The organism is Cyanobium sp. N5-Cardenillas, assembly GCF_024345515.1.
In the GTDB taxonomy this organism is placed as follows: Bacteria; Cyanobacteriota; Cyanobacteriia; order PCC-6307; family Cyanobiaceae; genus Cyanobium.
In genome coordinates this window covers 1-7,748 of record NZ_JAGQBG010000150.1, presented here as the reverse complement: position 1 = coordinate 7,748, position 7,748 = coordinate 1, and the positions used below count along the sequence as shown (strand labels likewise).

The following is a 7,748-nucleotide window of genomic DNA, read 5'->3' as shown; positions in this document are numbered from 1 at the left end:
CTCCGGGGAGCTGGGATCTGCCGGAACGGCCCGGCTTCGGCGGGCCCCTCGAACCGGAAGGAACGGTGGCCGAGGCCCAGCAACGGGCGGCGAGCCTGCTGGGGGCGGAGCGCTGCTGGTTCGGGGTGAACGGGGCTTCGGGGCTGCTGCAGGCGGCCCTGCTCGCCCTCGGCCCGCCCGGGTCCCGGGTCCTGCTGCCCCGCAACCTGCACCGCAGCCTGCTGCACGGCTGCGTGCTGGGCGGGATCGAACCGCTCCTGTACGACCTGACGATCGATCCACTCACCGGCCTGTGGCGGCCGCCGGAGCCCCGGCGACTGGAGCAGGTGCTGGCGGTGGCCGCCGCCCTGCCCGGCGAACCGGCGGCGGCCCTGGTGCTGGTGGACCCCACCTACCAGGGGCTGGCGGCCGACCTGCCGGCCCTGGTGGCCCTGGCCCACAGGGCCGGCCTGCCGGTGCTGGTGGACCAGGCCCACGGAAGCGGCGAAGCCCTGGCCGCCGGCGCCGATCTGGTGGTGCTCTCCGTGCAGAAGAGCGGCACCGGCCTGGCCCAGAGCGCGGCGCTGCTGGCCCAGGGCGACCGGGTGGCAGCGGAGGCCATCGAGCGGGCCCTGCTGTGGCTGCAGACCTCCAGCCCCAGTGCGCTGCTGCTGGCCTCGACGGCAGCAGCTCTGGAGCACGGCGCCAGCGCCGCCGGCCGGCGCCAGCGCCAGCGGGCCGTGGCCCGGGCCGGACGACTGCGCCAGGGGCTGGAGGGTCTGGGCCTGCCGCTGGTGGCCAACGGCGATCCCCTGCGCCTGGTGCTGGCCACGGCCCCCCTGGGGATCAACGGCCTGGAGGCCGACACCTGGCTGCTGCAGCGGGGGGTGATCGCGGAGCTGCCGGAACCCGGCGCCCTCACCTTCTGCCTGGGGCTGAACCCGCCCCGGGGGATGGAGCGGCGCCTGCCGCGCCAGCTGGAGGGTCTGCGCCGGACCCTCGGCGGGCCGCCGCTGCCCCCGTTCACGCCGCCCCCTCTGCCGCTGCTGGCGGCGCCGGAGCTGCCGATCGGCGTGGCCTGGCGCAGCCCCGCCGAGGCTGTTCCCCTGGAGGAGGCCTCCGGCCGGGTGGCGGCGGCACCGATCTGCCCGTACCCGCCGGGGATTCCGCTGCTGGTGCCCGGCGAGCGGATCGATCCGGCCCGCGCCGACTGGCTGCAGGGCCAACGGCGCCTCTGGCCCGGCCAGATCGCTGATACGGTGAGCGTTGTGGTCGGTTCGTGAGCCCGTTGCCGAACCCCTTCCACTGGGATTTCGTCACCCCCGGGCTGCCGGACAGCGCCTTCGAGGACGCCCCGGGCTTCAGCCCGACGCCACTTGAGCTGCGGGTGATGCTGCTGGCCCACCTGCGCCCCCGCGCCGACTCGCTCGTCTGGGACGTGGGTGGCGGCACCGGCGCGCTGGCCCTGGAAATCGCCCGGCTGATGCCCACCGGCGCCGTCCACACCCTGGAGCGGGATCCGGAGGCGATCGACCTGCTGGAACGCAACCGGCAGCGCTTCGGCATCCACAACCTGCACATCCACGCCGGCGAGGCCCCGGAGGGTCTGGCCCTGCTCCCCCCCAACCCCGACCGGGTGCTGCTGGAGGTGGGCCGGCCCCTGGAGGACGTGCTGCGGGCCGTCTGGGGGGCCCTGCAGCCCTCCGGACGGCTGGTGATCAGCACCGTCAACCTGGAGGGTCTGGTGAAGGCCACCGACACCCTCGCCCAGCTGGGCGCCCACGATGTGCAGGTGGTGCAGGCCACCGTGCACCGCATGCAGCGCCGCGGCAGCCAGGCCAAGCTGGCGGCGGCCGAACCGCTGTTCGTGATCGCCGCCGAGCGCTGAGTCCGAACCCTTGCCTCCCGCCCCCCGCCCCGCCACCTCCCTGTCCCGCCTGCTGAGCGGCTGGCTGGCGGGTGGCTTCGGGCTGGTGGTGGTGGGCCTGGGCGGTTGGTGGTTCACCGTCGCCGTGGGGGTGATCGTGCACCTGGGCCTGCTGGAGTTCTTCCGCATGGCCCAGTTCAAGGGCATCCGTCCCGCCACCAAGACCACCCTGGTGGCGGTGCAGCTGCTGCTGGTCTCCACCCAGGTGGCCGCCGGCAGCCTCTGGCCGGGGGGCGCCATGGCGGGCGACGTGGCGGGCGACGTGGCGGCAGCCGTGCTGCCCGCCTCCGGGGCGGTGATCTGCGGCTGGCTGCTGCTCCAGCCGGTCACCGGCACCATCGCCGACATCGCCGCCTCGGTGTTCGGGCTGTTCTATCTCGGCTTCCTGCCCAGCCACTGGATCAAGCTGCGGGACCTGACCGACCCGGCCCTGGCCCCCGCCCTGGAGGGCCTGGGCTGGCCCTGGAGTCCCGGCATGGCCCTCACCCTGCTGGCCTGCCTGATGATCGTGGCCACCGATATCGGCTCCTACGTGATCGGTCGCCGCCTGGGCCGCCATGCCCTGTCGCCGATCTCCCCGGGCAAGACGGTGGAGGGGGCCCTGGGCGGGGTGCTCTGTGCCCTGCTGGTGGGGGGCGTGGGAGGGGTGCTGCTGGGCTGGCGCTGGGGCTGGCTGATCGGGGCGGTGCTGGGGGCGGTGGTGTCCCTGTTCGCCCTGGTGGGCGACCTGACCGAATCGATGATGAAACGGGATGCGGGCCTCAAGGACTCCGGCGATGCGATCCCCGGCCACGGTGGCATTCTCGATCGGATCGACAGCTACCTGTTCGTACCGGCGGTGGTCTATTCCCTGGTGACCCTGGTGCTGCCCCTGCTGCAGCAGGGCTGAGGACCCCTCAGGGGGAGACCCGGGCCTCCCCCTCCAGGTGCAGCAGGCCGGCCCCGAGCTCGGCCCGCTCGATGCGGATGTTGGGATCCATCGGCAGCCGGGCATGGGGGGACCCCTCGGCGCAGCGCAGTTCCACCGTGCCGCCGTCGGCGCGCACCGCCACCTCCCGCTCCACCGGCTCCCGGTCGCCGCTGGCGAAGGCCCTCAGCAGCAGCCGGTCCTCCCGGATGCGCAGCCCCGCCAGGGGAGTGAGGCCCAGCAGGTCGTCGGCCAGGCCATCGCCGAGGCCGCGCCAGGCCGGGGTGCTGAGGGAACGGCTCAGGCCGTCGCCGCTGAAGCTGACCAGCCCCTGGATGCGGAAGGGCTGCTCCAGCTTCACCGCCTGATTGCGCACCAGGGACCCCATGCGCACCTGAATCCCGTCACAGCGCAGCTCCACCTCCTCGATCTCCATCGCCTGGTAGACGACTCGCCGGGCCCGCAGTCGCACCCCGTCGAGGCGCCCCCGCAACAGCCGCAGCCCCGAACCCTCCAGTCGGATCTCCAGCCGCTCGATGGCCTCGCACTGCTGCCGCAGCCACAGCTCCAGACCCCTGGCCAGTAGGGCCATCACCGGGCCGGCGGATTCAGGTGCCTCGGGGGGACGGTCGCCAGCTGGTGTCTCGCTCATCCGCCGGCAGGGGGCACAGGGGTCCTCAGATTCTCATTCCATCCGGGCCCGACGGGCCTCGCGGAAGGCCTCCGCGGCCGTCAGTGCCGCCAGCAGCAGCAATCCCCCCAGGCCGACCAGCTGGTTGAGGGGGTCGGGGGCGGCCAGGTCCGTCGCGCTGGCCCCACCGCCCAGCACGGCGCCCAGCAGGAACCAGGCCGTGGCGATGGCCGAGGTGATCCAGTAGGCCCGCCAGCGCCGCTGGTAGATGTAACCGGTGCCCAGGCCGGGCACGACGTTGAGCAGGGCCCCCAGCCAGGGGGCCGACGCGGCCAGGATGGTCTTGTCTTTAGGCGTCATCGTCATCACGGCATGGCTGGATCCTCAGCTGAGTCTGGCCAGTCGCGGCGGCCAGGCGCGCCATCGCTGGCGGTGATCGGCGCCGGAGTGGCCGGTTGTGCCCTGGCCGCCGGGCTGCGGCGAGGCGGCTGGGACGGCCCGATCGACCTGTGGGAGGCGGGTCGGGGTCCCGGCGGCCGGGCCGCCACCCGTCGCTGCCGCCAGGACGTTGCCTGGCACATCGACCATGGGGCACCCCTGCTCAACCTGCTGGAGGACCCCGAACCGAAACTGGTGGCCCCCCTGCGGGAGGGGGGCTGGATCGTGCCCTGGCGGGAGCCGGCGGCGGCGCTGCAGGCCGACGGCACCCTGGGGCCAGCCGCGGCCGATCCCCTGCTGGGTGGTTCCTTGTACCGGGGCCGCCAGGGCATGGACGGCCTCTGCCGCGGCCTGCTGGCCCTGGCCGAGGCCCAGGGGCCGCCACCCAGCCCCACGGGTCACTACGGCACCCTGGTGCGCCACCTGGCGGTGCGCCACGAAGGGGGCTGGCGGCTGGCGGACGCCAACGGGGCGGTGCTGGGCGACGCCGACTGGCTGGTGCTCACCGGCACCCTGCTGGCCCATCCCCGCGCCATGGAGCGGTTCGGCTGGTCGGAGGTGCCACTGCTGCAGGCGACAGAGGGCCTGGACGATGGGGACCTCGCCTCGGCCCTCGCCGCCCTCGCCAGGATGGAGATGGAGGCCCGCACCAACCTGATGCTCACGATCAAGCCCGCCGCAGCGGCCCGTTGGCTGTCCCTGCCCTTCCGGCTGCTCAGCTTTGACCGTGAGGCCCAGGGGCGCTGGGGGCTGCGGCGGCTGGCGATTCAGCCCCTGGCCGACGGCCGCTGCGGCGTCGTGGCCCATGGTGTACCGGCCGCCGACGGCCCGGCGATGGCCGCCCTGGAGGGGGCCGTCGCCGGCGCGCTGGAGCCCTGGCTCGGGGAGCGGCCCTGTGGCGGCGAAGCCCTGGCAGGGGTGAGCCAACGGCAACTGATGCACTGGGGGGCCGCCTTTCCCGTGGCCCCCGGCCTTCCCCCGGCCGCCATGGTCTGCCCCGCCAGCCGGGTGGCCTTCTGCGGCGACTTCATCGCAGGAGCGGGCTTCGGCCGCATCGAAGGGGCCCTGCGCAGTGCCCAGGCCCTGGCGGGCCGGCTGCTGGCCCTGGCGCTGCTGCTCTGCCTCAGCCTGGGGGGGCCGGCGCTGGCGGCGGCGGCCGGCGCCGTCCCTTACCGCTGCGACGGCGACCTGCTGCTGGCGACCAGCGACAACGGAGCGGTGGATGCCCCGGGCATCCCCAACACCACCGGTGGCACGGTGCCCGGCGCCACGGTGCTGCTGGAGTGGCGCGACCTGCGTCTGCAGCTGCCGCGCACCAACAATGCCGGTCCGCCCAGCTACACCGACGGTCTCTGGTGGTGGAGCCTGGAGGACCCGCAGCAGCCCCGCTTCCTGCACCGCCGGGGGGCCATCGAACAGTTCAGCTGCCAGGCAGTTGCTGCCGCAACGCCACCAGCCGACGGGCATTGACACCCAGATCCGAATCCCCCAGCCGTGAGCTGGAGCGGGCCTGCACCACCCCGGTGGCCGGCAGGGCCAGGAGCTCGAGGTCGTCCACGAAGCCGAACAGCCGGCTGGTGGCGGTGGCATGCAGGTAGGGCCCTTCGCGCTCGACGATCCTCACGCCCTCGGTGGTTTCCAGAACAGGCACCAGCGCGGCCAGGGACGCCGCTGGGTCGGTGAGCGGCCAGTCAACCCGGGCGCAGTGGGCCGGCGCCGCACAGGGGGAAAGGGCGCCGCCATGCACCCCGAGCTCCGCCGGCACCGGCCCCTCCAGGTGCAGCAGCGAGGCCTGGGCCGGGCCGGGGAGGCCGAGCAGCAGCAGCAGCAGCAGGCCGGCGACGAGGCGCGGCAGGGACAGGGGAGAAGCCGGTGTCATGGGTGGGTGGGGATCGGGGCGCAGGGCTCGGCCAGCCAGGCGGATGCCACCCGCTCGGGCTGGTCGATGTGGGGCAGGTGGCCGCAGGCCGCCAGCTCGGTGATGCGGGACCCCAGCAGGGCCTGGGCGGCCCGTTTCTGCGGGGCGCGCAGGATCCGGTCGTCGGCACCCCAGAGCACCGCCAGCGGCTGGGGGGGCAGGGGCGCGCCACAGCCGGCGAAGCCACCGCTGCGGGCGAAGCGGCGCAGGGCCTCGGCCCAGCCCGGCGCCCGGAGGTGCAGGGAGGCGATCTCCAGCTCCGCCGGGCCCACGTCCCGATCAGGATCGGCAAAGGCGCTGCGGCAGAGGCCGCCGCGCACCTTCGGCAGGGCAAGGAAGCGCACGCCCAGCCCATCCAGCAGGGGCGGCAGGGGCATGGGCCGGCCGGTGAGTCCGGCCGGGGCCAGCAGCAGCAGCCGCTCGAAGCGCCCGGGGTGGCGCCGGGCCAGGGCCACCGCCACCGCGCCGCCCATTGAGGCGCCGATCAGGCCGAGCCTCTGCACGCCAGCAGGCTCCTGGCGATCGAACGCCTCGAGCAAGGCGTCCAGGTGACGCAGCACCGCCTCCGGGGTGTAGTCGCGCTCGGCGGGCCTGGGGCAGAAACCGAAACCGTGCAGGTCGGGGATCAGCAGTCGATGGCCCACCGCCAGCAGGGGCGCCAGGCGGCGGAACTCCAGGAAGGAACTGTCGAAGCCGTGCAGCAGCAGCAGCGGCGGCCCCTGCCCCAGGACGGCCACTGGCCAGCGCTCGGGGTGCCCAGGCAGCTCCCACCACTGCACCTGGGCGGCCAGGGCGCGGCCCTGGGGGTCGAGCAGGGAGTCGGCGGCGGCGCTGACCAGTTCGCGGCCGGTTGGCGCGCTGAGGAGGCTGGCGTTCACGCCTGCTGCCGGTCGGCGGTGGCGCCCACCATGGCGGCCAGCAGGTCTTCGGGGGCCACCACGAAGGGCAGGTGGTGCAGGTCGGAGCCCTCCCGGCAGGCGAAGCGGCAGACCTGACGCAGCTCCTCCAGGGTGGCTCCGCCGAGCCCCAGGGCCTCGAGATCGGTGGGCAGCCCCAGCCGGCGGAAGAAAGGCAGCAACTGGCGACGGGCCTGGGCCGCCAGCCGGTTGCCCGCCAGCTGCTCCTCCAGCCACAGCTGCACCAGCACCCCGAAGCCCACCTTCTCGCCATGGAGCCGACCGTGGGTGGCGGCGAGCTGGGTCAGGCCGTTGTGGACGGCATGGGCGGCCACGGTGCGGCAGCGGGCGCCGCCGATGCCGCCGATCAGGCCGGCGGTGAGGGCACAGCCCTCGGCCACCCGCACCCAGGCCTCGCTGCCCGGGTCCGCCAGGGCGGCTTCCCCCTCCAGCAGCAGCAGGTCGCGCAGCAGGCGGGCCATCTGCACCGCCTGCTGCACCAGGCCATCACCACTGGAGCCGCTGCTCACCGACGCCTCGTACCACTTGGCCACCGCATCGGCGATGCCGCTGGCCAGGGTGCGCGCTGGAGCCTGCCGCACCAGATCGTGGTCGAAGACGAGCAGGTCCGGGCAACGGGCCAGGGCCACATCGCCCAGGAAGGCGCCTTCGGGGGTGTAGAGGTTCGCCAGGGCCGTCCAGCCGGCACAGGTGGCGGCACTGGTGGGCACCGTGATGCAGGGCAGGCCAAGCCGGTGGGCCAGCAGCTTGCCCGCATCCAACACCTTGCCGCCACCGGCGGCGATCAGGGCATCACAGCCGGCGGCGCGGGCCTGTTGGGCCAGGGGCCCGAGGTCGTCGTCGCAGCAGTCGCGAAAGGGCTGACCGGCCACCGGGCGGGCACCGGCCTGCTCCAGATCGACGAGCAACTGCTGGCGCAGCCCATAGGTGGCGGCACTGCGCCCCAGCAGGAAAGGACGCTGAGCCAGGGCCACAAGCCGAGGCAGGGCCTGGACCCAAGCTCCGCCACCGCGAAGAACCAAGGCCGGAGC

At 74.3% G+C, this 7,748-nt stretch carries 9 protein-coding genes; 4 read left to right on the top strand and 5 right to left on the bottom strand.

Translation table 11 applies throughout. The features are described from left to right. The 3 genes from KBZ04_RS14295 to KBZ04_RS11890 all read left to right on the top strand — a co-directional run. The coding region (locus KBZ04_RS14295; protein WP_315860116.1) for an aminotransferase class I/II-fold pyridoxal phosphate-dependent enzyme at nt 1–1,262 on the top strand (1,262 nt) is incomplete at its 5' end. Between the two features lie 5 nt (nt 1,263–1,267). Next, nucleotides 1,268–1,867 carry a precorrin-6Y C5,15-methyltransferase subunit CbiT gene (cbiT, locus tag KBZ04_RS11895; protein ID WP_216910874.1) on the top strand — a complete coding sequence of 200 codons (600 nt, stop codon included), beginning with the start codon at nt 1,268–1,270 and terminating at the stop codon, nt 1,865–1,867. Between the two features lie 10 nt (nt 1,868–1,877). Continuing rightward, entirely contained in the window at nt 1,878–2,795 is a 918-nt protein-coding gene (locus KBZ04_RS11890; RefSeq protein ID WP_254992127.1) for a phosphatidate cytidylyltransferase, read from the top strand. 7 nt (nt 2,796–2,802) lie between these two features. Here the strand turns inward: KBZ04_RS11890 and KBZ04_RS11885 are convergent, their stop codons facing one another. Both KBZ04_RS11885 and KBZ04_RS11880 read right to left on the bottom strand, forming a co-directional pair. Then, nucleotides 2,803–3,405: a DUF2993 domain-containing protein gene (locus KBZ04_RS11885; protein WP_254992126.1), complete on the bottom strand. Its 603-nt coding sequence runs from the start codon at nt 3,403–3,405 to the stop codon at nt 2,803–2,805. A gap of 93 nt (nt 3,406–3,498) precedes the next feature. Then, entirely contained in the window at nt 3,499–3,804 is a 306-nt protein-coding gene (locus KBZ04_RS11880; protein WP_254992129.1) for a hypothetical protein, read from the bottom strand. 12 nt (nt 3,805–3,816) lie between these two features. On the opposite strand from KBZ04_RS11880, the gene KBZ04_RS14290 reads away from it, so the two are divergent. Further along, entirely contained in the window at nt 3,817–5,352 is a 1,536-nt protein-coding gene (locus KBZ04_RS14290; RefSeq protein ID WP_315860115.1) for an NAD(P)-binding protein, read from the top strand. Here the strand turns inward: KBZ04_RS14290 and KBZ04_RS11865 are convergent. The 3 genes from KBZ04_RS11865 to KBZ04_RS11855 all read right to left on the bottom strand — a co-directional run. Beyond that, the gene (locus tag KBZ04_RS11865; RefSeq protein ID WP_254992125.1) at nt 5,303–5,761 is read right to left on the bottom strand and encodes a DUF1499 domain-containing protein; all 459 of its coding nucleotides are present in this window, start codon (nt 5,759–5,761) and stop codon (nt 5,303–5,305) included. The two genes, KBZ04_RS14290 and KBZ04_RS11865, sit on opposite strands and share 50 nt — an antisense overlap. Continuing rightward, the gene (locus KBZ04_RS11860; RefSeq protein ID WP_254992124.1) at nt 5,758–6,678 is read right to left on the bottom strand and encodes an alpha/beta fold hydrolase; all 921 of its coding nucleotides are present in this window, start codon (nt 6,676–6,678) and stop codon (nt 5,758–5,760) included. The genes KBZ04_RS11865 and KBZ04_RS11860 overlap by 4 nt, the downstream gene beginning before the upstream one ends. Continuing rightward, nucleotides 6,675–7,748 (bottom strand): iron-containing alcohol dehydrogenase (locus KBZ04_RS11855; protein WP_254992123.1); only part of this gene is annotated, 1,074 nt, incomplete at its 5' end. The genes KBZ04_RS11860 and KBZ04_RS11855, both read right to left, overlap by 4 nt.